Source organism: Bacteroides sp. 224, assembly GCF_010500995.1.
Taxonomy (GTDB): Bacteria; Bacteroidota; Bacteroidia; order Bacteroidales; family Bacteroidaceae; genus Bacteroides.
Genome location: NZ_QVMK01000003.1, coordinates 79,511 through 103,058, shown reverse-complemented (window position 1 = coordinate 103,058; position 23,548 = coordinate 79,511). Strand labels below are relative to the sequence as shown.

The 23,548-nt window shown below is 41.8% G+C and carries 18 protein-coding genes; 8 read left to right on the top strand and 10 right to left on the bottom strand.

Translation table 11 applies throughout. The features are described from left to right. Positions 1 to 9 precede the first annotated feature (9 nt). Genes D0T60_RS03055 through mraZ form a run of 4 tightly spaced genes read right to left on the bottom strand, consistent with a single transcriptional unit; the run spans position 10 to position 3,909 of the window. Positions 10 to 2,109 (bottom strand): penicillin-binding protein, encoded by a 2,100-nt coding sequence (locus D0T60_RS03055; RefSeq protein WP_163216678.1) that lies wholly within the window; start codon positions 2,107 to 2,109, stop codon positions 10 to 12. Between the two features lie 37 nt (positions 2,110 to 2,146). Next, positions 2,147 to 2,491 (bottom strand): FtsL-like putative cell division protein, encoded by a 345-nt coding sequence (locus D0T60_RS03050; protein WP_163216677.1) that lies wholly within the window; start codon positions 2,489 to 2,491, stop codon positions 2,147 to 2,149. Between the two features lie 30 nt (positions 2,492 to 2,521). Then, positions 2,522 to 3,448: a 16S rRNA (cytosine(1402)-N(4))-methyltransferase RsmH gene (gene rsmH, locus D0T60_RS03045; RefSeq protein WP_163216676.1), complete on the bottom strand. Its 927-nt coding sequence runs from the start codon at positions 3,446 to 3,448 to the stop codon at positions 2,522 to 2,524. Continuing rightward, complete coding sequence (mraZ, locus tag D0T60_RS03040) at positions 3,445 to 3,909, bottom strand: division/cell wall cluster transcriptional repressor MraZ (protein WP_163216675.1); 465 nt, start codon at positions 3,907 to 3,909, stop codon at positions 3,445 to 3,447. Before mraZ ends, rsmH begins: the two co-directional genes overlap by 4 nt. 573 nt (positions 3,910 to 4,482) lie before the next feature. Between mraZ and D0T60_RS03035 the strand changes: the two genes are divergently transcribed. Further along, positions 4,483 to 5,313 (top strand): 1-acyl-sn-glycerol-3-phosphate acyltransferase, encoded by an 831-nt coding sequence (locus D0T60_RS03035; RefSeq protein WP_163216674.1) that lies wholly within the window; start codon positions 4,483 to 4,485, stop codon positions 5,311 to 5,313. 34 nt (positions 5,314 to 5,347) lie between these two features. Then, entirely contained in the window at positions 5,348 to 6,340 is a 993-nt protein-coding gene (locus tag D0T60_RS03030; RefSeq protein ID WP_163216673.1) for a GNAT family N-acetyltransferase, read from the top strand. Between the two features lie 2 nt (positions 6,341 to 6,342). Here D0T60_RS03030 and D0T60_RS03025 read toward each other — a convergent pair whose 3' ends face one another. Beyond that, on the bottom strand, positions 6,343 to 7,668 hold the full coding sequence (locus D0T60_RS03025; RefSeq protein ID WP_163216672.1) for a deoxyguanosinetriphosphate triphosphohydrolase: 1,326 nt from the start codon (positions 7,666 to 7,668) through the stop codon (positions 6,343 to 6,345). Between the two features lie 118 nt (positions 7,669 to 7,786). Between D0T60_RS03025 and dut the strand changes: the two genes are divergently transcribed. From dut to D0T60_RS03005, 4 genes are read left to right on the top strand one after another with little or no spacing between them, the layout of a single operon-like run. After that, positions 7,787 to 8,218 (top strand): dUTP diphosphatase, encoded by a 432-nt coding sequence (gene dut / locus D0T60_RS03020; protein ID WP_163216671.1) that lies wholly within the window; start codon positions 7,787 to 7,789, stop codon positions 8,216 to 8,218. 27 nt (positions 8,219 to 8,245) lie between these two features. After that, positions 8,246 to 9,955, top strand: a complete 1,710-nt coding sequence (locus D0T60_RS03015) for a tetratricopeptide repeat protein (RefSeq protein WP_163216670.1) — start codon at positions 8,246 to 8,248, stop codon at positions 9,953 to 9,955. Next, positions 9,952 to 10,788: a DUF4292 domain-containing protein gene (locus D0T60_RS03010; protein WP_163216669.1), complete on the top strand. Its 837-nt coding sequence runs from the start codon at positions 9,952 to 9,954 to the stop codon at positions 10,786 to 10,788. The genes D0T60_RS03015 and D0T60_RS03010 overlap by 4 nt, the downstream gene beginning before the upstream one ends. Continuing rightward, positions 10,788 to 12,083 (top strand): murein hydrolase activator EnvC, encoded by a 1,296-nt coding sequence (locus tag D0T60_RS03005; protein WP_163216668.1) that lies wholly within the window; start codon positions 10,788 to 10,790, stop codon positions 12,081 to 12,083. Before D0T60_RS03010 ends, D0T60_RS03005 begins: the two co-directional genes overlap by 1 nt. A 20-nt stretch (positions 12,084 to 12,103) precedes the next feature. On the opposite strand, the gene D0T60_RS03000 is transcribed toward D0T60_RS03005, so the two are convergent. Beyond that, complete coding sequence (locus D0T60_RS03000; RefSeq protein ID WP_163216667.1) at positions 12,104 to 13,168, bottom strand: M20 family metallo-hydrolase; 1,065 nt, start codon at positions 13,166 to 13,168, stop codon at positions 12,104 to 12,106. A 180-nt stretch (positions 13,169 to 13,348) separates the two neighbouring features. On the opposite strand from D0T60_RS03000, the gene D0T60_RS02995 reads away from it, so the two are divergent. Continuing rightward, on the top strand, positions 13,349 to 15,154 hold the full coding sequence (locus D0T60_RS02995) for a long-chain fatty acid--CoA ligase (protein ID WP_163216666.1): 1,806 nt from the start codon (positions 13,349 to 13,351) through the stop codon (positions 15,152 to 15,154). Between the two features lie 140 nt (positions 15,155 to 15,294). On the opposite strand, the gene D0T60_RS02990 is transcribed toward D0T60_RS02995, so the two are convergent. The 4 genes from D0T60_RS02990 to pckA form a co-directional block, all read right to left on the bottom strand. Further along, the gene (locus tag D0T60_RS02990; protein ID WP_163216665.1) at positions 15,295 to 16,038 is read right to left on the bottom strand and encodes a nucleotidyltransferase family protein; all 744 of its coding nucleotides are present in this window, start codon (positions 16,036 to 16,038) and stop codon (positions 15,295 to 15,297) included. After that, entirely contained in the window at positions 16,035 to 17,465 is a 1,431-nt protein-coding gene (locus D0T60_RS02985) for a phosphotransferase (protein ID WP_163216664.1), read from the bottom strand. The genes D0T60_RS02990 and D0T60_RS02985 overlap by 4 nt, the downstream gene beginning before the upstream one ends. 110 nt (positions 17,466 to 17,575) lie before the next feature. Continuing rightward, a complete protein-coding gene (locus tag D0T60_RS02980; protein WP_163216770.1) occupies positions 17,576 to 20,494 on the bottom strand; it encodes a M16 family metallopeptidase in 2,919 nt (972 codons plus the stop codon). Between the two features lie 490 nt (positions 20,495 to 20,984). Continuing rightward, positions 20,985 to 22,592 (bottom strand): phosphoenolpyruvate carboxykinase (ATP), encoded by a 1,608-nt coding sequence (gene pckA / locus D0T60_RS02975; RefSeq protein ID WP_163216663.1) that lies wholly within the window; start codon positions 22,590 to 22,592, stop codon positions 20,985 to 20,987. Positions 22,593 to 22,851: 259 nt separating this feature from the next. On the opposite strand from pckA, the gene upp reads away from it, so the two are divergent. Next, on the top strand, positions 22,852 to 23,505 hold the full coding sequence (gene upp / locus D0T60_RS02970) for a uracil phosphoribosyltransferase (RefSeq protein WP_163216662.1): 654 nt from the start codon (positions 22,852 to 22,854) through the stop codon (positions 23,503 to 23,505). The last annotated feature ends 43 nt before the right edge of the window (positions 23,506 to 23,548 follow it).

The window sequence follows — 23,548 nt, the reverse complement described above, 5'->3', positions numbered from 1 at the left end:
TTATAATAATTAGTTAAGTTGAAGAGCAATGGTTTGCCCATTAACAGCTTTGCTTCCTTGTGCGATGGATTGGCGCTTTACCTTCCCTACACCGGATATGTTTACCTTGAGTCCTCTGCTTTCCAACAAGTAAACAGCATCTTTGGCTCCCATACCTATCACACTGGGAATGATGTTCTCGTTTAACTCTTTGGATTCCAGCACCACCGATTCGGCCATTGCCTGAGCATTTCCCCAAATTTCTTTTTGCCCTCTTGCTTTAAACTCTGTTTGAGTTTTTATTTTTAAGTCTTCCAGCACTTGTTTGGCATAAATCATTTCTCCGGCTTTTACATCCGGAATAACCACACTGGTAGAGTCGATAGCCATTTTTATGTCTTTTCGGATGTTTTTAGCCATTACCCTCTCGGCTATTTTACCAAAAACGCTTCCTGCCATTAAACCTCCCGAAGCCGGAAGCCCGGGTTTTTGAATAGCAACAATGCAAGTATATTTAGGGGCATCTGCCGGAAAGTAACCGCAGAAGCTAACCAGATAGTTAACAGTTCCGGTTTTATATCCTGCTGCTCCTTGCGATATCTGTGCGGTTCCGGTTTTCCCGGCTACCAGAAATTGAGAAGAACCGGCCGGCTTTGCCAACCCTTCGCTTACCACTTTCACCAAGATATCTTGTATCTGATTCAATGTGCGTTTGGAGCAAATAGAAGGGTTAATAACCTCTATTGGATATTCTTCTACCATTTCGCTGTTGCGGGCAATCCCTTTTACAAACCGCGGTTTCACCATTACCCCATTATTGGCTATTGCATTATAAAAGGCGAGCGTATTGATGGGAGGAATCTGTGTTTCGTACCCTATACTCATCCAGGGAAGAGCCGTTTTCGACCATCTGCCCGATTTGGGATGGCGTATGTTGGGTTTACCCTCTCCGGCAATTTGCAGCCCCAATGGTTCGTGGAGGCTCATGCGGTAAAGCCCGTCTACAAATTTGCCGGGGTTTTTGCCATAGTGCTTTTCTATGAGAGAAGAAACACCAATATTAGACGAAACCATTAGAATCTGCGGAACCGTGAGGTATTGATAACCGCCTCTTCGCCAGTTATGATCGCGCATGGGGCGTTTATGCATTATCTTTATTCCGTTTCCGGTGTCTACACCATCTTCGGGGGTGATAACTCCATCTTCCAAAGCCACCATAATAGAGGCGGTTTTAAAGGTAGAGCCCGGTTCTATCATATTGCTGATGGCTCCGTTACGCGTTTCGCGGTATACTCCATCAGCTCCTTTATTCATGTTTACGATAGACTTAATGTCTCCCGTAGAAACCTCCATTAATATAGCCACACCTTCGGAGGCATTAATATCTTTCATCTTATCTACCAATGCTTTCTCGCAGATATCTTGCATGCCTACATCAATGGTAGTGATTACGTCGTAGCCGTCTACCGGTGCAATCTCAACCAGGCTGAGGAACTGGTTTTTTACTTTCTGGCGGCGAGTGATGCCGTTTTTACCTTTCAATATAGAGTCGAAGGCTAATTCAATTCCGTTTTTGGCACCTTGCGCAGTGTCGGCATATACATCGCCTAACGTACGATTGGCCAATGAACCGAAAGGTTTCTTCCGTTGGTTGAATACTTGCTCATGAAATCCACCAATATTTTTTTTCCAGCAGAAAACAGGCAACTCTTTGGCTTGCTTATATTGAATATACGATATGCGTTTAGGATAGAGCAGGTAGTTCCGGCTTCCGGCTTTCCGGCCTTTTAATATATGGTTTTTGAAGTGCGCGGCTGTTTTATCGGGAAATATACGATGCAGACCTTCGCTGATTTCGTTTAAATGGTTCATTAAGGCAGTATCTTGTTTCGCTTTTCCGGCTTTAAAGTCCATGTATATACGGAACTCCGGAAGAGAGCTTGCCATCAGTTTACCATCTGCCGATAGTATGTTGCCGCGATTAGGCTTAACAATCACATTTTCATTTACGAAGCGATTGGCCACAATTTTCCAGTATTCTCGCTCGCCAAACATGATAATGCTTGCCTTTACGATAATAGCTATTCCTATTAATCCCATCACAAGGATTACGAAGAAATAGCGAGTCATTATGTTTTTCTTGTTTGCCACAGTCGTTTCAGTATAATTATTTAATAATATACGGTGGATTGGTAGAAGTCTGCAAACTGCTTTCTTCCTTTGATATATATTCCTCTATTCTGGATTGACGGCTCTTTTCCATCAATTCAGAACTTCTGGTAAGGGCATCGTATTTGATGTCTGTCAGTTCTTTTTTCAGGTGATCTATCTCGATCAACTGCTGTTGGCTGGCATAACGATTGTGAATGTACACAATAGCCAATAAAACAAGTAGAGCAATGAGTCCCTTGTTTCTGTCTAAAAAACCGGCAGCCAGGATGTCTCCTCCTAAAATACTTTTCAGAGAAGGCCCTTTTTTCTTTTTTTTCTCGGTTGTGTTCTTCTCTTCCATAGTTTTACCTCCTTTGTTGGCTGATATTATTTATTGTTCTAATTTCTTTTCTGCTATTCTTAGTTTGGCGCTGCGCGACCGTGGATTTCTTGCAATCTCTTCCTCGTTGGGAGTAATTACTTTGTTGGTAATGAGTCTATAAGGCGTTTGTATGTTCCCGAAGAAGTCTTGATGCTGTTTACCTTCAATATTGCCCGTTTTCATCAGGTTTTTCACCATTCTGTCTTCTAAAGAATGATAGGTAATAACAACCAATCGACCTCCCGGTTTTAGCATTTCCGTAGCCGCTAAAAGCATCTCTTTCAGTGCTTCCATTTCATGATTCACTTCAATTCGAAGTGCCTGAAACACTTTAGCCAGTTCTTTCTTTTCTCTTTCTCTACCGAAAAGAGGTTTTATGATGGTTAAGAACTCTTCGATGGTTTTAATTTTCTTATTGGCTCGCTCTTTAATAATAATCGAAGCCAGCTTCCGGCTGTTTTTAAGCTCTCCGTACAGATAAAAAATGTCGGCCAGCTCTTTCTCGCCGTAATTGTTCACAACATCTGCGGCGGTTATGCCCGAGCGTTTATTCATTCGCATATCCAACGCTCCGTCGAATCGGAAAGAGAATCCCCGTTCACTATCATCAAAGTGATGCGATGATACGCCAAGGTCGGCCAAAATGGCATCTGCCTGCTCTATCTGATGGTATTTCAGGAAATTGGGCAGATATCGGAAGTTGCTTCGCACAAAGGTGAAGCGCTGATCATTCACAATGTTTTTTTCGGCATCTTCGTCTTGATCGAAGCTGAGTAGCCTCCCGTTTTTCCCCAATCGGGAAAGAATCTCTTTCGAGTGCCCTCCGCCTCCAAAGGTTACGTCTACGTAAATGCCATCCGGTTGGATGTTCATTCCATCAACACTCTCTTTAAGGAGAACAGGTACATGATATGTTATTTCTTCGGATGTCGTCATTGCAAGTTGTCTTTGTTATCACCCATTATATCCTGAAGCATGCCGCCTAAATCCATCGGATTAATGAATGGTGCTTCTGTTTTTTCTTTTGCCCAGATTTCGATCTTATTCACCACTCCAATAAAGCGAACTTTGCTTTCGATACCGGCTAATTGAAGATACCGTTTAGGAATGAGAATGCGCCCGTTGCTGTCGGGTGTTATTATTTCTACATCACTAACAAATTGGCGCAGAATTTGTTGGTGAACTGCGTTCCATTTACTTAGCTTTGCTTTTAACTCATTTAAGTCTTCGTTCCATACACTCTCGGGGTAGAGCGTAAGGCAATCTTGAAAAATATCTTTGCGCATAATGAGTCTCTCTTCAGAGTAGCTTTGCAGCTGCTTTCTGAATTGAGCCGGGATGAAAACTCGCCCTTTTGCATCCGCTTTAGCTTCGATATTTCCAAGAAAGTTGGCCATCTATTCCTTATTATATTAGGATTTGAATGTAAAGTTACACAATTCTCCACAATTCCCCACTTCCAGCCACTAATATTTTTATCAACACCCTGTTGATAACTTGTTGGTAACTAAGGCGGTTTGCTAAAACGCATCGTATTTACTTTTTATTTTGATTTCTGTATGTCTGTTTTAGCGAATTTTGAAATACTGCATCTGCTTTTTAAATTGCCGATGAAAAGGAGTAAAAATGCTATCTTTGGCTTTTATCTTGATGTTTTGATGCTTGTTTGCCGCGATAATTTGTGTAATTAAGTTTGTGAAAAGAGTATAGCGTTCGTTATAGCGACCTTATAGCAATATATAAAGAAGAAGAAGTAATATAATACAGATACTAAGAAATGAATAAAATGCTACCGGCAATCCATGCAAATGCTACCGGCAAATGAGTGAAATGCTACCGGCAATTTGAAAAGGGAGTTCTTTCGATGGTAAATAACGCGATCCTTTTGCCTTATTTGCCGTTTTTTTAGGGTACTTTGTTGCTATAAATAAAAAGTTCGACTAAATTTGCAGATACTTTTTTTTAAAAGAATGACCGACGATTCATTATTTCTGATTGATATAGATGGCGTGCTTCGAAATAAGGCTCCGAAGCATTATAAATATATCCCAAAGTTTCTGATCTCTTATCTGAAGAAAATAGTTCATCAGGATGAGATAAATGTATTCTTGCGTGAATCGAAAGATGTAGAGCCCGGTGTGCCTTTCCTCGAAGCCTGTCTGGAGTTTCTGGATGCCCGTGTTGAAGTAAAAGGGCTGGAGAATTTACCCAAAGATAAACTGTTTACTTTTGTGTCTAACCATCCGTTGGGTGGGCAAGATGGAGTAGCTCTTGGCTATGTGATAGGCAAATACTATAACGGAAAAGTGAAATATTTGGTGAACGATATATTGATGAACGTAAAAGGACTTGCCCCCTTGTTTATTCCCATCAATAAAACAGGCAAGCAAGCCAAAGACTTTCCGCTGATGGTAGAGGCCGGGTTTAAATCTGATAATCAGTTAATTATGTTCCCGGCAGGACTATGCTCCAGGCGACAAAAAAATGGGGAGATACGCGATTTAGCCTGGTCTAAAACTTTTATAGTAAAGAGTATACAAACACAACGGGATGTAGTTCCTATCTATTTTGAGGGACGTAATTCCGATTTTTTTTATAATTTAGCAAATCTTTGTAAAAAACTGAGGATTAAATTCAATGTGGCAATGCTCTATTTGGTAGACGAAATGTTTAAGAATAGACATAAAACATTTACAGTTGTTTTTGGAAAACCTATTCCTTGGCAAACATTCGATAAGTCTAAAACGCCTATTCAGTGGGCTGAATGCGTGAAAGAGGAAGTGTACAAATTAAAAGATTAGAAATAACCAAGGGAGAGAGGATAATTAAAAGTATATGGAAGAAATTATTGCACCGATAAGCAAAGAGATTCTTAAAGCGGAGTTGACCGAAGAGAAGCGTTTGAGAATGACTAATAAAAGTCATAACCAGATTTATATCATTACACACCATGATTCTCCGAATGTGATGAAGGAGATTGGACGTTTAAGGGAAATTGCTTTTCGCGCTGCCGGAGGAGGAACAGGGCTTGCTATTGATATTGATGAGTACGATACTATGGCGAATCCGTACAAGCAACTGATTGTATGGAACCCCGAAGCCGAAGAAATTCTGGGTGGATACCGGTATATATTAGGCACAGATGTAGAGTTCGATAAGGATGGGCATCCTATTCTGGCTACTTCTCACATGTTTAATTTCTCCGATAAGTTTGTGAAGGATTATCTTCCGGTGACTATTGAACTGGGACGCTCTTTCGTAACCCTGGAATATCAGTCTTCCCGCGCCGGAAGCAAAGGGCTTTTTGCGTTGGATAATCTGTGGGACGGGCTGGGAGCGTTGACCGTTATCATGCCCGAAGTAAAATACTTCTTCGGAAAAGTAACCATGTATCCAAGCTATCACCGCCAAGGACGCGATATGATTCTTTACTTCCTCAAAAAACATTTCCAAGATAAAGATAGCCTGATTACTCCTTTGCGCCCCTTGCAAATGGAAGCAGATGAAGCAGATTTGGCCAAACTATTTGATAAAGAAACATTCAAAGAAGACTATCGTATTTTGAATGGAGAAATCCGTAAATTAGGTTTCAATATACCTCCTTTGGTAAATGCTTATATGAGCTTGAGCCCTACCATGCGTATGTTTGGCACAGCTATTAACTATGGCTTTGGCGATGTGGAGGAAACCGGCATACTAATAGCCGTTGATGAAATTCTGGAAGACAAACGCATGCGCCATATCGAATCGTTTGTAAAGAACGATCCTTTCGACTGCAAAATTACTTCCGGAGCCAATAAAGTGTTCTATAAGAAGAACGGTAATTGATTTTATACAGCCGGCAGACTGTTTCCGTTGATCTTCCGGTAGAGGTCGAGCGCGAAAATATCCGTCATGCCGGAAACGTAATCCAATACAGCCTGCACTCTTCCGTAGAGTGTTGGCGAATTGATATGATACTGACCGGATACGCGATCAATCAATAATTTAGAATAGGCATTCTGGGGTGAGGTAACGGCCTCTATCATTAGTTCAAGAAGGGTGCTGATGATCCGGAAACCGGCAAGCTCCACATCCAAAACATCTTTTGAACGATAAATCTTATCTACAGACAGCTCGGCAGAGTACTGGTAAGCCTCTTTAGCTCTTGGCGAGATGTGCTTAATGAGCGATTCTTCGAATGTTCCGTTTAATATCTTCTCTTCATTCTCAACAAAGATCCGGGTGCACTCTCCAATTAAAAGACCTATAACGCAAGAACGTAAATAGGCTATTTGCTCATTTACATCGGTTACGTAAAGACATGTTTTCCTCATTCTGGCTTGTCTTTCCTCTCCGAAATAGCTCATGAGTAATCCCATTGTTTCATCGGTGGTAAGGATTTTCAGCTTGTGAGCGTCTTCAATATCCATAATCTGATAACAAATATCGTCGGCGGCTTCTACCAGATAAACTAAGGGGTGGCGACTGTATCTTAATGGCTGGTCGCAAATCTTTTTAAGTCCTAAATCTTCGGCAATGCAGCGGAAGCTCTCTTCTTCGGTGGTGAAAAATCCGAATTTAGGCTTTGTATTGGCAAAAACAGAAGAGTAAGGGTATTTAACAATCGAAGCCAGTGTAGAGTATGTAAGGGCAAAGCCACCTTTACGTCTTCCTTCGAATTGATGGGTAAGCAGGCGAAACGCGTTGGCATTTCCTTCGAAACGGATAATATCCATCCATTCTCTGGGCGATAATTTATTCTTTAAATCGAGTCCTTTCCCCTCCGAGAAATAAGTGGAAATGGCGCGTTCGCCCGAATGTCCGAAAGGAGGGTTTCCAAGGTCGTGAGCCAAGCATGCTGCCGAAACAATAGAACCAATCTCCGAAATAAATGTCGCTTTGAGGTCGGGCTGATTTGCCAGAAGGATTTTGGCTACATCATTCCCCAATGAACGACCTACGCAGGAAACTTCCAGGCTATGTGTCAGTCGGTTGTGCACAAATACACTGCCGGGTAATGGAAATACTTGGGTTTTATTTTGTAATCTTCTGAATGGAGCCGAGAAGATCAGTCGGTCGTAGTCGCGTTGAAATTCCGAACGATTCTCTTCACGCTTCTCATGGTAACTTTCCATGCCGAAACGTTTGGCGGATATTAGCTTATCCCACTTCATAATTAGTCGGTTAAATACTTAAATACTTAAAATCTTCTTAACTTAAAAACGCAAATGTACGGAAAATAGAGGCAAATTAGTTACTTTCGCAAAATTAATAATGTAAATCCCTTCAAACATGAAAATACAGATTGTAAATAAGTCAAAACATCCGCTACCGGCTTACGCCACAGAATTGTCTGCCGGAGTCGATCTTCGCGCCAATATAGATACCCCTATCACTCTGGAACCCTTGCAACGTTGTATGGTGCCTACCGGGTTATATATTGCTCTGCCTAAAGGATTCGAGGCACAAGTGCGCCCTCGCAGTGGGTTGGCTATTAAGAAAGGAATCTCTGTACTTAATTCGCCCGGCACGATTGATGCCGATTATCGCGGAGAAATTTGTATTATTCTGGTAAACCTATCCTCCGAATCGTTTGTTATTGAGGATGGTGAACGTATTGCACAAATGGTTATTGCCCGTCACGAACAAGCCGAATGGGAGCAAGTAGAAGTGCTGGACGAAACTGAACGCGGAGCCGGCGGCTTTGGGCATACAGGAGTTTAATAATGAAAAGATATAAATAGCTATAGAATGATATATTTATTGCGTTCGTCTTTACTGTTGGCAGCGTGCCTGTTGTTCTGTTCGTTTCGGATGGACGACGACCCAGAGCGTCAACGCAAATATGATTATTATTTTTTGGAAGCTACTCGTTTGAAATCTCAAAAAGAGTATGCTGCCGCTTTTGAGCTTTATAAGCATTGCTTAGAGATACAACCCGATGCACCCTCTGCCCTCTACGAAATAGCTCAGTATTACTTATTCTTAAACCAAAAAGAATTGGGCGAAGCTGCTTTGGAAGGTGCCGTCAAAGGTGATCCGGATAACTACTGGTATAATCAGGCATTAGCCGGATACTATCAGCGAGAAGGAAAAACAGAAGAAGCAATAGAATTGTATAAGCAGATGATGGTGCGTTTCCCCGGTAAGCAAGATCCTTTGTTTGCATTGATCGACATTTATGGAGATGCCTCCAATTACGAAAAGCTGATTGAAATGCTCGATCTTTTAGAAGATAAAGCCGGTAAAAACGAGCAAATCACTATGGAGAAGTTTCGCATCTACCTCCAGATAAAAGACGATAAGAAAGCATTTGCCGAAATAGAAGGGCTGGTAAAAGAGTATCCTTTAGATATGCGTTATCTAACGATTTTAGGAGATGTTTACTTGCAAAACGATAAAAAGGAGCAGGCTTACGAAACTTACCGGAAAGTCTTATCGGTTGAGCCTACTAACCCGCAAGCGCTTTACTCGTTGGCCAATTATTATGAGCAAACAGGGCAGAAAGAACTCTATGAGCAACAAATTAATACCCTTTTGCTGAATAAAGGAGTAGATACCAACCTGAAAATGAATTTGATGCGTCAACTGGTAATACGCAATAACCAGGCTGGGGGCGATAGCATACGTGTTATACAGATGTTCGACAAGATTATAGAGCAAGATGCTGACGATACACAAATCCCGATGCTTTATGTGCAGTATTTGTTGTCTAAGCAGATGCAAGAAGAAACCGTGCCGGTATTGGAACATATTCTTCGGTTAGACCCCACAAATACAGCCGCCAGACTAACGTTGCTCGGCCAAGCCATTAATAAAAATGATTTTGATTGGGTGATACGTATCTGCGAGCCGGGCATTGAAGCCTCGCCGGAGAGTATAGAGTTCTATTACTACTTAGGCATAGCTTACTATCAGGCAGAGCGGTTGGATGATGCTCTGAATGTTTATCAGAAAGCATTATTGCAGGTAACAAACGAAACGAATAAGGAATTGGTGTCTGACTTCTATAATATGATTGGAGATATTCGCCATTCCAAGAAAGAGATGAAAGAAGCTTTTGCAGCTTATGATTCGGCCTTGATATATAACGCAAATAACATTCCCGTACTGAACAACTATGCCTACTATTTATCAATAGAGCGCAGAGATTTAGACAGAGCCGCAGAGATGTCTTATAAAACAGTGAAGGCAGAACCTACTAATTCTACCTATCTGGATACATACGCCTGGATATTATTCGAGAAGAAAAACTATTCCGAAGCCCGCATCTACATAGATCAGGCCTTGCAGAATGATGGAGAAGGAAGCGATGTGATAATAGAGCATGCCGGTGATATTTACTATATGGCCGGAGATGTGGAAGGCGCACTCAAGCACTGGCAGAAAGCCGAAGAAATGGGCAGTGAATCGAAAACATTGAAGAAGAAGATTAAAAGAAAGAAATACATTGCAGAATGAAAAAGTATATAAAGACAGCATTATACCTGGGTGTGGTAGTCGTTATGTTATCTGCCTGTAAGAGTTCTAAAACTGTTTCTACGGTTGATAACGGTATCAGACTAAAAGGTGGGGAGCTTTTAGAAGCAGTGATTAATAATACACCTGATTTTGAATCTTTCTCGTCCAGGCTAAAGTTAACTCTTCCTGCCAGGAGAGGAGATGTTTCGCTGAGTGGTTATCTGAAGATGCAACATGATGAGTTGATTCAGATTTCTTTATTAATCCCCATTATACGTTCGGAAGCTGCCCGGATAGAAATATCACCGGATCGGGTATTGGTGATCGACCGAATGAATAAACGTTATGCGGACGTTCCGGTAGAGGAACTGCATACCATGTTTGGTACGGATATCAATTTTGCTACTTTGCAGGCTTTGTTTACCAACTCTTTCTTTGTGGCGGGAAAAACAGAATTTAAGCGTCGCGATTTTTCTTCGTTCAGAGCCATGCCTATGAGCGCAGATAATATACTCTTTACCCGGAAAAGTAAGAAGTTCGATTATTCGTTTGTTACATCAAGGGTAAACAATCGTTTGGTATCCAGCGAGATAGGTGTTGCCGATACAGGCTATAGCCTTAACTGGCTATACGATAAATTTGTAGAAGCCGGGCAAACCACCTTTCCTTCGGATATGCAAATTCTTTTGAAGAACTCCTCCAAAACTGCTAAGGTGAGTATGGAGTTGTCTCGTATTTCTGTAAATGCACAGGAGTTGGCTCCAACTGCCATTCCTACTAAATATCAATCGGTAAGTTTAAGTGAGATATTAGAGAAATTAAAAGGAGAGTGATGAAGAAGTTCTTGTTTTTGTTAGTGATATTGATTTGCAGTATTTCGCTATCAGCTCAAACCAATGATTTGATTAAAGAGCTGGAGAGTAGGAGAGTTGCGCTTCACAAACAAATACAAGATTCGGAAATGTTGCTTACTACCACTCAAAAGGATGTGACAGGACAACTAAATACACTCGCCACACTCACCGGACAGATAAATGAGAGAAAACGCTATATCCAGGTAGTAACCAATGATATAGAAGCCATCAACCGCGAGACTAACTCCTTAGAGAAGCAATTAAAGAAACTCGAACTCGACCTTACCGATAAAAAGCAGAAGTATGAAGCCTCTGTGCAATACCTTCGTAAAAATAGAACTGTAGAAGAAAAGCTCCTTTTTATCTTTTCGGCTAAATCATTGGGGCAAACCTACCGTCGGCTACGCTACGTGAATGAATATGCCACCTACCAACGCTTGCAGGGAGAAGAACTGCTGGTTAAACAGGAAGAGGTAAACAAGAAGAAGAAAGAACTTCTGGCAACTAAGAAAGCCAAAGAGAATCTGCTGAAAGAACGCGAACGCGAGCGCAAGCGTTTGGAAGAACAAGAAAAGCAGCAAAGAGCACTTGTTGTTAACCTGCGAAAGAAGCAAAAAGGATTGCAGGCTGAGTTAACAAGAAAGCAAAGAGAAGCCAGACAACTCAATGACCGAGTAGATAAACTCATTGCCGAAGAAATAGAACGCGTTCGTAAATTGGCCGAGAACGAAGCAAGAAAAGAAGCCGAAGAAGCCCGTAAAAAAGCAATTGCTGCCGGAGAGAAAGTACCGGCAACTGCTAAAGTTGCTCCTATGGGCAGTTTTACTATGAATAAGGCCGACCGTGAGTTGTCCGGCTCGTTTGCCAACAACCAGGGTAAACTTCCTGTTCCGGTTACAGGACCATATACTATCTTAGGAAATTATGGACAATATAAAGTGGATGGATTGGGTGGTGTGGAACTCGATAAAAAAGGAATTGATATTCAGGCTAAACCCGGTGCGGAAGCCCGCGCCATTTTTAATGGAGAAATAAGTGGTGTGTTTCAACTCAGGGGGAAAATACTTTATAATATACTGATTCGTCACGGGAACTATATCTCTGTGTACTTTAATATATCTAAACCTACTGTTAAGCAGGGAGATAAGGTGAAAACGGGCGCTACCCTCGGGAAGATATTCTCGGACAGTCGAGATAACAATCGCACAGTTCTGCACTTCCAACTCCGAAAAGAGAGAGAACAATTGAACCCGAAACTCTGGCTGAATAGGTAACCCCGTCTTTGTATTTCTACTTATAGCCGGAAACCGCTCAATAGTTCTAAATAGGTTTCTATGGCTTCTTCTATCTCCTGAAGTTTGATGAACTCATCCGCAGTATGTGAGCGAGACGAATGTCCGGGCCCCATCTTAACAGATGGATATGACATTAATGCCTGATCCGACAGCGTGGGAGAACCAAATGGAACCTTTCCGGCTTGTATGCAACGCTTTATAAACGGATGCTCTTCCGGTATTTGCGAAGAATTTAATCTGAAAGATCGTGCCTTTACTTCCGATGAAACCTGTTCGCTGATAAGCTTAAAAAGCTCTTCGTTGGAGTAAAGCTCATTGCTGCGTATATCTACTACAAATGTGCATCGATCCGGAATCACATTGTGCTGTGTACCTGCACTGACCATGGTGACACTCATCTTTACGGGCCCTAATAAGGGGGAAACTTTCTCAAACCGGAAGTCCCGGAACCATTCGATGTCTTTCAGAGCTTTGTAAATAGCATTCTCTCCCTCATTGCGGGCGGCATGTCCGGCACGTCCCACGGCAGTTACATCGAGTACCATCAGTCCTTTTTCGGCTATGGCTGGTTGCATTTCCGTAGGTTCTCCTACAATGGCGAAAGAGATGGGAGGCAGTCCGGGCAGTATGCTTTCGATGCCTGCTTTGCCGGAAACCTCTTCCTCGCAAGAAGCTAAGAAAATTAAATTGTAAGATTGGTTGCTCCGACAAAGTTCAAGGAAAACATGAAGCAGAGAAACAAGGCTTGCACCAGCATCGTTGCTTCCCAATCCAAAGAGCTTATCGTCGATAATGGTAGGGGTAAATGGCTCCTTTATCCAACCATTTACAGGTTTTACGGTATCTATATGAGAGTTCAACAGAATCGTTGGCTTGTCGAGAGTGAACATGGGGCTGATGCACCATATATTATTACCCTTACGGTAAGTCTCCATTCCCTTCTCCTCTATGTATTGTTGGAGGAAGTTGGCGGCTGTTTCCTCCTCGCGACTCAGAGAAGGAATACGGATCAATGCTTGTAATAAAGCAATGGCTTCGGATGTTAAGAGCTCGGTTATTTTCATACTACAAATATATCTCTTTTTTCATATAATTGCTAATAAATAAGTTGATGAAACAACTAATAACGACTGTTTAAAACCCTTAATCTATTGATACGATAGTTAGAATTTAATCTCTTTCTATCCGAATAATTCCAAATTAAACGATACCTTTGCGTCATTAATTATCAAAACATAGAGTATATGTCATATTACCATCTCGCGGTTTTAGTTGATAAACAAGCCGAAAAATACGGAGATAAGATAGCATTGAAATATCGCGATTATGATACAGCCCGGTGGATACCTGTTAGTTGGAATCAATTCTCGAAGATAAACAATGTAGCTGCCAGTGCCTTGGTGACATTGGGAGTGAAAGAAGAAGAGAACATCGGTATCTTCTCTCAAAATATGCCCGAGTGCTTTTATACCGAATATGCCGCTTTTGCCAACCGTGCCGTATCGGTGCCTTTGTATGCTACCTGTTCGGGCGCACAGGTGCAATACATTATAAATGATGCGGAGATCAGGTTTCTCTTTGTAGGAGAACAATTGCAATATGATACGGCTTTCAGCACCTTTAGTTATTGCCACACCTTGGAGCGATTGATTATATTTGACCGGAAGGTAAAGAAAGACCCGCGCGATGTTACCTCTATGTATTTTGATGAATTTCTGGCAATGGGCGAAGGGCTGCCTCATAAGGAGGTGGTGGCAGAACGTACCTCTCGCGCCACCGAAGATGATTTAGCCAACATACTGTACACCTCCGGAACCACCGGAGAGCCCAAAGGGGTGATGCTGCATCACAGTTGCTATATAGAGGCATTTCGCATTCATGATATTCGTTTAACCACTATGAACGATACGGATGTGTCGATGAACTTTTTGCCTTTAACGCATGTGTTTGAAAAAGCTTGGTGTCATCTTTGTATATTTAAGGGAGTGCAAATATGCATCAACCTGAAACCAATGGATATACAGATGACTATTAAGGAGATACGTCCTACACTAATGTGTAATGTGCCTCGTTTCTGGGAAAAGGTGTATGCCGGAGTGCAAGAAAAGATTAACGAAACCAAAGGAATAAAGAAAGCGTTAATGCTGGATGCCATTAAGGTAGGGCGCATTCATAATGTAGAGTATCTGCGAGTAGGCAAGACTCCTCCTTTACATATACAGTTGAAGTATAAGTTTTACGAGAAGACTGTGTACCAACTACTAAAGAAAACTGTAGGAATTGAGAATGGAAAATTCTTTCCGGCTGCCGGTGCTGCCATTCCCGACGATATTTATGAGTTTGTGCGTTCGGTAGGCATTCAGATGATTGCCGGGTATGGACTGACAGAATCAACCGCTACTGTATCGTGTGCATGGGGAGATCATTTCCAGATTGGTTCGGTAGGAAAGTTAATGCCCGATGTGCAAGTTAAGATCGGAGAGAACAATGAAATCTTGCTGAAAGGAAAAACCATCACCAAAGGATATTATAAGAAGCCTGTGGCCACCGCTGCGGCTATTGATAAAGACGGCTGGTTCCACACCGGAGACGCCGGCTACTTTAAAGACGGAGATCTCTATCTGACAGACCGCTTGAAAGACCTCTTCAAAACATCCAACGGAAAGTATATTGCCCCCCAAGCACTGGAAACCAAACTGGTGATTGATCGCTATATCGACCAGATTGCCGTTATTGCCGATCAGCGCAAGTTTGTTTCTGCTTTGATTATTCCTACTTATGGATTTGTGGAAGAATATGCCAAAACAAAAAGCATTGCCTATACGGATATGGCAGATTTGCTTCAGAAACCGGAGATTATCGAGCTGTTTCGTAATAGAATTGAAACATTGCAGCAGCAATTTATGCATTACGAACAGATTAAACGCTTCACGTTGTTGCCACAACCTTTTAGCATGGAACGCGGTGAATTAACGAATACGCTGAAACTGAAAAGAAGTGTAATTGCCGAGAACTATAAGGAAGTAATTGATAAGATGTACGAGGGGTAAAATTAGAGGCTGCCTATAGGTCGTAAACAGATGGGTACGCGGAAAAAACGGAATGAGCGGAAACACGCGGAAAAGAAAAAATGAAACTCCGCGTTCATCCGCTCATTCCGTTTTTCCGCGTATCTATTCAATATAGCATATTACTTTATTTCTTTCAGCCACTCCTCTGCTTTAGCCAGTGCTTCCGGCTTGCCGATATCCAACAATTGAAGATTATCCATTGGGTAAGCCTCAATATTTGTCTTTGCACAAACTGCCAGATAGAAATTGATAATAGAGAATTTACCTTCCCATTGTTGATCCATCCATTCAAATATCTTCGGCGAAATAACATGAATACCACTGAAAGCATACCCTTTATACAGCGAAGCCCGGAAATTAGAATGAGGAGATTTTACCTCACCCGTTTCACGATTCTGCCAGCCCTGCAATTGGTTTTCTTTATCAAAGAGCAAACAACGCGAGCTTTCCCGTTCGCTGACTAACAGCGTAGCGATAGTTCCGGATGAGTGGCAAGCCGCCTGATAGAGTTGTTTCAAATCTACATTTGATAATATATCAGCATTGTGCACAAGAAAAGGTTCGTTTCCATCGAGAAACTTCCGGGCATGCTTAATCCCTCCTCCGGTATCTAACAAGCAATCTCGCTCGTCAGATATATGAATATCCAAACCGAAGTTCTCGTTCCTTTCCAGATAGTCGATAATTTGCTGCCCGTGGTGGTGAATGTTGATAACAATCTCGTTAAAGCCCGACGCTTTCAGTTTAAGGATAACATGTTCCAGCATCGGCTTTCCGCCAATGGGAATCAAAGCCTTTGGGGTGTTGTCGGTCAAGGGTCTGAGGCGGGAACCCAGTCCTGCTGCAAAAATCAGAGCCTTCATAACGAGGGGGCAAATATGCGTTCTACATTCTGTTCGCGGTGAATGAGGTTGACTTTCACACCGAATTTCAGATGAAGATGCTCTGCCAGGTGTTGCGCCGAGTAAACCGAACGGTGTTGACCGCCTGTGCAGCCAAAACAAACCATCAGGTTGCTGAATCCGCGATCTAAATAGCGTTGTACCGAGGCATCAACTATCTTATAAACAGATTCGAGGAAAGTTGTAATCTCTCCCTCTTCTTCGAGGAAAGTGATAACAGGCTCGTCCATTCCGGTGAAATGGTTATATCTTTCGTATTTGCCCGGGTTATTGATGGCCCGGCAGTCGAATACAAATCCGCCGCCGTTGCCCGAAGTATCGTTGGGTATTCCTTTTTTATAAGCAAAACTCATAACCTTTACCTCTAAGACAGGTTTCTTGATTTCTTCGGCAAACTGCTTTAAACCTACAAGCTGATGCAGGATATCGCATAAGTAAGGATACTCGGAATACTCTTCGTGCAATAAATCTTTCAGGTTCTTGATGGCGAATGGAATACTTTGGATGAAATGCGGTTTCTTCTCAAAATATCCGCGGAAGCCATACGCACCTAACACTTGCAGGGTGCGGAATAGTACGAAGTGGCGTAGCTGTTTACAGAACGCATCCTTATCTACTGTGGTGTAGTGAGAGAGAGAATCCATGTAAACATCCAATAGCTCATTTCGCAGTCCTTCCGGGAAGTTTGCTTTTGCTTGCCATAAGAAGGAGGCGATATCATAATAGATAGGTCCTTTTCGTCCTCCCTGAAAGTCGATGAACCAAGGTTTCCCGTCTTTAACCATTACATTGCGCGATTGGAAGTCGCGGTACAAAAACGTCTGGGTTTGGTCTTGCAACAGGATGTCGCACATCTTCTTGAAATCATCTTCCAACATGTTTTCCTGAAAGTCTATTCCGGTAGATTTCAGAAAGCAATATTTAAAGTAATTCAAGTCCCAAAGAATGGAACGCTCATTGAACTCCGGTTGCGGATAACATTGGTCGAAATCAAACTCTTCGGCTCCCCGAAACTGAATCATCGGCAACATGGAAATCGTCTGACGTAGTAAGGAACGTTCTTCATCGCTGAATACGCTGGTTTTTCTTCCTTTTTCTATCTTATCAAAGAGGAGAGAGTCGCCCAGATCTTCTTGCAGATAAAAGAGGGAGTCTTCGGAGGCAGCGTAAACCTTTGGAACCGGGATGCCTTTTTCCCGGAAGTGGGCGGCCATGTAGAGGAAGGTTTTGTTTTCTTCGGGCGAGGTACCGCTTACGCCTACTAAGTTCATAACTCCCGATAACCGGAAATAACGACGATTAGAACCGGACGAGGGTAACTCAACGATATTTTCGGCGGGTGTACCGGCCACCTGCGTATAAAGTTTCTGTAATGCTGTGATGATCATTTTAGTTTTCCAATTAGCACGCTAAGATAAAAGTTTTAAAGGACCTGTACAAGCTAACGCGGCTCGTGCAGGTCCTTTATTTCATTCGGGAGACGTTGATTAATTCTTCTTTAGAATCCGAATAAATCTTCCGTACTCAGTCTTTCAATCGGGCCGAGTTTCTCCAGTGACTTCATGTCCAAGCTTTTTTCATCTCCTAAGATGCAATAAGTGTATGTGCGATCTTTCACCCACTTCTCTTGGAAGTTTACTACATCCTGTATAGTCATATTCTGCACCTCATTGAAGAGCTTAATACGTTTGTCGGTAGTCAATCCAAGATCCTGTGCAGAGATGTAATTCCAGAGAACAGCGTTTTTGGTGATACGTTCTGTACGTAATCTGCCGATAATTGCATCTTTAGCCAATGAAAATGCGTTTTCGGATTGAGGCATATTGTTGATGATGTCGTTAAATGCACCAATAGCATCAATCATTTTATCGTTTTGAGTGGCAATTTGCGTACGTATGTTATATGTGTACTTCAGATTTGCCGGAGCATTCAGTCCTGCCCAAGCTGAGTAAGCCAATGCTCTGGCTTCGCGCATTTCCTGGAATACGATAGAGTTCATGCCTCCGCTGAAATAATCATTGTACAGTGTACGGGTTGATTCAATCTCCGGATTGTATTTCTCTCCTCTATTAGAATACTGCGACATGTAAATCTGGTTAGCCTTGTAAGGAGCTATATAGATTTTGGTTGAAGGAGTTTCCTGACGAGGGAATTCTTTGCCGGCAGGAACATCTTTCAATGTTTCGGGCACACGGTGATACTTTTTCAGTACATCCAGTATCTCCTGCTCGCTGTTCGGGCCATAGTAAAGAATACGATGTTTGTAACTGTTTTGAGCTTTGATACGATCTACCAACTCTTGTGGATTCATTTCTTTCAGCTCTTTTTCCGACAGAATGTTTTTGGCAGGAGAGTTAGGCCCGTATGTAGCATAATTAACTAAGTTGCTGAAGTTTTGAGATTGATCCAACTTAATATTGCTGCGTGATTTCAGTTGATCGACTACCAAATTGTTATAAGCCATCTCGTTCACTTGAGCATCGGCAAGTAATTTCTCCAATAATTCCAATGCTTGAGGAAGATTTTCGTTCAAACCACTCAAAGAAATGTTCATACGTTCGGCTCCGGGCGATACTCCATACGAGCAGGCCAGGCTATAGAACTTGCTGTTGATTTCTTCCAATGTCATGTCCGAAGTACCTAAATATCTCAGGTATCCGTAAGCAGTGCTCAATGCTTTGTCGTTGTTGTTACCCATTTCGAATACATACGTCAGATTGAATAAATCGTTCGTGGTATTCTTTTTGTAAAGTACAGGGATATCGGCTTGGGCTTTTAATTGGCTCAAATCTTTATCATAATCAAGGAATACAGGTTCGATAGGAGGAACCACTGTATTTTGTACTTCTTTTAAGAATGGGCTAACAGCATCACGGTTCATAATGATAGGAGTGATGCTTGGCTTATCTATTTTCTTTACGTTGGCATCGGGGCCTTGTTTTTTGTAAATAACAGCATAGTTATTGGCGAAGTATTTATTGGCAAGAGCAATAATGTCTTCTTTGGTTATTTTGGCCAGCTCGTTGATTGCGTTCACTTCGTCTTTCCAATCAAGGTTGTTACCAAAAGCGTGTACAAACATGTCGGCGCGTGCATTGTTGCTTTCCAGCTCGTGCATTTGCGATAGTTTGTAATTGTTGATGGTGGCTTGTAGCACTTCTTCGTTGAAGTTACCTGCTTTCAGCTTTTCGATTTCGCTTAGCAATAACTCTTTTACTTCGTCCAGTGTTTGTCCGTTTTTAGGGCGTGCCTGGAGTAAGTAGATGGAGTGGTCGGTCATTCCCCAAAGATAGCCCGATGCACCAAGAGTTTTTTGTTGCTGGTTCAAATCTACATCCATAAGTCCTACTTTGCCATTATATAGTACACGGCTCAATAAGTTCAGTGCATTGAAATCTTTATGAGCGATGCCTGGCATTGGGTATCCTATGGTCATGCTTTCGGCTTCCAGTCCATACACTTCTTTTTCGGTAGGGGCATTTCTTTCTACCTTTTCAACTTTGGGTTGTTCGGGTAAGTTGGGGTTCGGTTTCATGCCGCCGAAGTACTTTTCGATAGTGGTAATCATTTCATCCGGATCGAAATCTCCCGACAAACAGATAGCCATATTATTGGGCACATACCAAGTACGGTAGTACTCTTTAATTTTGGTGATAGATGGGTTTTTAAGATGCTCCTGACTTCCAAGAACTGTTTGCTTTCCATAAGGATGATTAGGGAAGAGAGTAGCCAATACTGTTTCTGCCACTTTGCGTCCGTCTTGTGTAAGTGACATGTTTTTCTCTTCGTACACAGTTTCCAACTCGGTGTGGAACCCGCGGATTACGTTGTTTTGAAGACGATCGGCCTGTATTTTAGCCCAGTTTTCAACTTGGTTGGATGGGATGTCTTCTATGTACACAGTGCGGTCTTGCGCAGTATATGCATTGGTTCCTTTGGCACCAATAGCCGACATCAGCTTATCGTATTCGTTAGGAATAGAATATTTGGATGCTTCGTAAGAAAGGCTGTCTATAACATGATAAATAGCTTTACGTTCTGCTTCATCCGTAGTTTTACGATAGATTTCGAATTGCGCTTCGATTTGATCAAGAAGAACTTTCTCGGCTTCATAGTTCTGGGTACCAAACTGTTCGGTTCCTTTAAACATCAGATGCTCGAAGTAGTGGGCAAGTCCGGTTGTTTCGGCCGGGTCATTTTTTCCTCCTACGCGCACAGCGATATACGTTTGAATGCGGGGAGTTTCTTTGTTAACGGTCATGTACACCTTCAGACCATTTTCTAATGTGTAGATCCGAGCTTGTAGCGGATCGTTGGGAACGCTTTCATAAGAGTGGCCGCCGGGTTGGCAGCTGAAACAGATGAGTACCGAAAGTAAGGCAATCATCGGTAAGGTTAGCTTTTTAATTTGTACCATTGTATGGATAGATTTGTTTGATGTTTCCTGCAAAGATAATCGTTTTTCTATTATTCTCTTTTGATTCAACTGATTTTCAATTGATTTATTAATTGTTTTTATTGGAAATGGCTTCATCTGTTTTCAAATTGCTTTTAAGTGTTCTTCTTGTTGTTGGGCTATAAGGTAATATCAACTAACTGATTTTACCCAATCTTCGTTGAGCAAATTTCCCCTGTGGCAAATTTCCGATTGCTTTAACAAGATCTTGCACAGCCGTAACAGCATTTTGCCACGGCCGTAACCAACTTTTGACGCGGCCGCAACAAGATTTAGCCACGGCCGTGACAAAACTTTGCTGCGGCCGTGGCAAAAATTGGCATAAAAAGCATCATTAAATGTGCTACAACCATGCAGCGAATAGATAGTATGGCTAAATGGTGGCACACAAAAAAAAAGAGCGCCTCCATAAAGGAAGCACTCTTCTGTATATAATCTGTAAAAGGGTGGATTACAGTTTTGGACCGGCAGCAACCAATGCTTTTCCTGCTTCGTTTCCTGTAAACTTAGAGAAGTTTTTGATGAAACGTCCGGCAAGATCTTCCGCTTTTTCATTCCATTGAGCAGCTTCGGCATAAGTGTCGCGAGGATCAAGGATGTTAGGATCAACACCCGGAAGTTCTGTTGGAACCACGAAGTCGAAGTAAGGAATAGTTTTGGTAGGAGCATTGTCGATAGAGCCATCCAAGATAGCGTCGATGATACCACGAGTATCTTTAATAGAGATACGTTTGCCGGTACCATTCCAACCAGTGTTAACCAAGTATGCTTTAGCACCCGATTTATCCATTTTCTTCACTAACTCTTCTGCATATTTAGTTGGGTGCAATGAAAGGAATGCAGCACCGAAACAAGCAGAGAAAGTAGGAGTAGGTTCTGTAATACCACGTTCTGTACCGGCTAATTTAGCAGTAAAGCCCGACAGGAAGTAATATTTAGTTTGTTCTGCATTCAGGATAGATACCGGAGGCAATACACCGAAAGCATCAGCCGACAAGAAGATAACTTGTTTTGCAGCAGGACCTTTAGATACTGGTTTTACAATTTTCTCGATGTGATCGATAGGATAAGATACACGAGTATTTTCGGTTACGCTCTTATCGTTGAAGTCGATTTTACCGTTAGCATCTACAGTTACGTTTTCAAGAAGTGCGTCACGTCTGATAGCTTTGAAGATATCCGGTTCAGCTTCTTGGCTTAGGTTGATAACTTTTGCGTAGCAACCACCTTCGAAGTTGAATACACCTTCGTCGTCCCAACCGTGCTCATCGTCACCGATAAGTAAACGTTTTGGGTCGGTAGAAAGAGTAGTTTTACCGGTTCCCGACAAACCGAAGAATACGGCAGTGTTTTCGCCCTTCATATCAGTGTTGGCAGAACAGTGCATAGAAGCCATACCGTTCAATGGAAGCAGATAGTTCATGTAAGAGAACATACCTTTTTTCATTTCGCCACCATACCAAGTGTTCAGGATAACCTGTATTTTTTCAGTTAGGTTGAATACTACGGCAGTTTCCGAATTTAATCCTAATTCTTTGTAGTTTTCTACTTTAGATTTAGAAGCATTCATGATAACGAAATCAGGTTCACCGAAGTTAGCCAATTCCTCAGCAGAAGGACGGATGAACATGTTTGTTACGAAGTGAGCTTGCCATGCTACTTCCATGATGAAACGAAGTTTCAGACGGCTGTTTTCGTTAGCGCCACAGAAAGCGTCTACTACGAAAAGTCTTTTTCCTGAAAGTTGTTTAGTAGCTAAATCTTTTACTGCAGCCCAGCATTTTGCGTCTACAGGTTTATTGTCATTTTTGTATTCGTCAGAAGTCCACCATACAGTATTTTTGCTGGTTTCGTCCATTACAAAGAATTTATCTTTAGGTGAGCGACCTGTGTAAACACCTGTCATTACATTAACAGCGCCTAATTCTGTTACCTGACCTTTTTCAAATCCTTGAAGTTCCGGTTTTGTTTCTTCAGCGAACAAAGTGTCAAAAGATGGATTGTGAAGAATCTCAGTCACTCCGGTGATGCCGTACTTGCTTAAATCTAAATTTGCCATTTTTTAAATAATTAAAATGAATTGATATAATAAATGTATTCTTTTTAGAGCTTTCAGTGAAAACCTGTAAACAGCTTCCTATTAAACCGGCTACAAAAGTAATACTTTATGTGAGAAACAAATGCGATATTAGAGAAATTTTTCCCTAATCAAATCGCTTTTATAAAACGATAACAATATCTGCAATGTGAATGTTGCAATTCAGAATTATATTTGTTCCTTTGTAATATTGTTTATGAATTAGTAATATATTTCCGACATGAAAATAATTAATTTAGGAGATAACAATTCCATTTTAAATCAGTTTGTAGCAGAGATCAGAGATGTAAATGTGCAGGGCGACCGACTGCGTTTTCGACGTAATATAGAACGCATCGGCGAAATTATGGCTTACGAAATGAGTAAAACGTTTGCTTATTCTATAAAAGATATTCAAACTCCTTTGGGCATTTCTCCGGTTTCTACCCCCAACAATCAGTTGGTGATTAGTACCATTCTTCGCGCAGGAATACCTTTCCATCAGGGCTTTTTAAGTTACTTCGATTATGCAGAGAATGCTTTCGTTTCGGCCTACCGTAAATATAAGGATACCTTAAAGTTCGATATACATATTGAATATATCGCCTCTCCGCGTATTGACGATAAAACGCTGATTATAACAGACCCCATGCTGGCAACCGGAGGCTCTATGGAGTTAACTTATCAGGCCATGCTTACCAAGGGTCATCCCAAAGAGTTGCATGTTGCTTCTATCATAGCCAGTCGTCAGGCAATAGACCATATAGCCAGTGTGTTTCCGGAAGAGAATACAACGATTTGGTGTGCCGCCATCGATCCTGAGATAGATCATCATTCATATATTGTGCCCGGCTTGGGCGATGCCGGAGATCTGGCTTACGGCGAAAAAGAATAAAAACGCAAAAAACATACCATTTACGTCAAAAGAGAAAGGATAT

What these genes read in the sequence shown, in the direction of transcription:
- D0T60_RS03055 (WP_163216678.1), bottom strand. Translation starts at nt 2,109, where the DNA reads ATGACTCGCTATTTCTTCGTAATCCTTGTGATGGGATTAATAGGAATA.
- D0T60_RS03050 (WP_163216677.1), bottom strand. Translation starts at nt 2,491, where the DNA reads ATGGAAGAGAAGAACACAACCGAGAAAAAAAAGAAAAAAGGGCCTTCT.
- rsmH (WP_163216676.1), bottom strand. Translation starts at nt 3,448, where the DNA reads ATGACGACATCCGAAGAAATAACATATCATGTACCTGTTCTCCTTAAA.
- mraZ (WP_163216675.1), bottom strand. Translation starts at nt 3,909, where the DNA reads ATGGCCAACTTTCTTGGAAATATCGAAGCTAAAGCGGATGCAAAAGGG.
- D0T60_RS03035 (WP_163216674.1), top strand. Translation starts at nt 4,483, where the DNA reads ATGACCGACGATTCATTATTTCTGATTGATATAGATGGCGTGCTTCGA.
- D0T60_RS03030 (WP_163216673.1), top strand. Translation starts at nt 5,348, where the DNA reads ATGGAAGAAATTATTGCACCGATAAGCAAAGAGATTCTTAAAGCGGAG.
- D0T60_RS03025 (WP_163216672.1), bottom strand. Translation starts at nt 7,668, where the DNA reads ATGAAGTGGGATAAGCTAATATCCGCCAAACGTTTCGGCATGGAAAGT.
- dut (WP_163216671.1), top strand. Translation starts at nt 7,787, where the DNA reads ATGAAAATACAGATTGTAAATAAGTCAAAACATCCGCTACCGGCTTAC.
- D0T60_RS03015 (WP_163216670.1), top strand. Translation starts at nt 8,246, where the DNA reads ATGATATATTTATTGCGTTCGTCTTTACTGTTGGCAGCGTGCCTGTTG.
- D0T60_RS03010 (WP_163216669.1), top strand. Translation starts at nt 9,952, where the DNA reads ATGAAAAAGTATATAAAGACAGCATTATACCTGGGTGTGGTAGTCGTT.
- D0T60_RS03005 (WP_163216668.1), top strand. Translation starts at nt 10,788, where the DNA reads ATGAAGAAGTTCTTGTTTTTGTTAGTGATATTGATTTGCAGTATTTCG.
- D0T60_RS03000 (WP_163216667.1), bottom strand. Translation starts at nt 13,168, where the DNA reads ATGAAAATAACCGAGCTCTTAACATCCGAAGCCATTGCTTTATTACAA.
- D0T60_RS02995 (WP_163216666.1), top strand. Translation starts at nt 13,349, where the DNA reads ATGTCATATTACCATCTCGCGGTTTTAGTTGATAAACAAGCCGAAAAA.
- D0T60_RS02990 (WP_163216665.1), bottom strand. Translation starts at nt 16,038, where the DNA reads ATGAAGGCTCTGATTTTTGCAGCAGGACTGGGTTCCCGCCTCAGACCC.
- D0T60_RS02985 (WP_163216664.1), bottom strand. Translation starts at nt 17,465, where the DNA reads ATGATCATCACAGCATTACAGAAACTTTATACGCAGGTGGCCGGTACA.
- D0T60_RS02980 (WP_163216770.1), bottom strand. Translation starts at nt 20,494, where the DNA reads ATGGTACAAATTAAAAAGCTAACCTTACCGATGATTGCCTTACTTTCG.
- pckA (WP_163216663.1), bottom strand. Translation starts at nt 22,592, where the DNA reads ATGGCAAATTTAGATTTAAGCAAGTACGGCATCACCGGAGTGACTGAG.
- upp (WP_163216662.1), top strand. Translation starts at nt 22,852, where the DNA reads ATGAAAATAATTAATTTAGGAGATAACAATTCCATTTTAAATCAGTTT.